Below are 251 nucleotides of genomic sequence, written 5' to 3' on the forward strand. Positions count from 1 at the left end.
ATTGTACTTTGCAGCGATTGCTCAAGTGATAAATACCACTTAGCGCTATAAAAATAATATTGAGGATACAGGTCATGCCAGAATATAAAGCGCCACTGCGTGATATGAATTTCGTACTTAACGAAGTTCTTGATGCTGAGAGACATTACCAAAGCTTACCGGGTTGTGATGAAGCAACACCCGATATGGTGGCAGCAATTATGGAAGAGGGTGCCAAATTTTCTGAGCGCGTTCTGTCACCATTGAATCAA

The 251-nt window shown here is 41.4% G+C and carries 1 protein-coding gene; it reads left to right on the forward strand.

The genetic code is table 11. The features are described from left to right. Positions 1-74: 74 nt before the first annotated feature. The coding region (locus AYW76_RS19045; RefSeq protein ID WP_156489118.1) for an acyl-CoA dehydrogenase N-terminal domain-containing protein at positions 75-251 on the forward strand (177 nt) is incomplete at its 3' end.

This window comes from Marinomonas gallaica (assembly GCF_001639745.1).
Taxonomy (GTDB): Bacteria; Pseudomonadota; Gammaproteobacteria; order Pseudomonadales; family Marinomonadaceae; genus Marinomonas; species Marinomonas gallaica.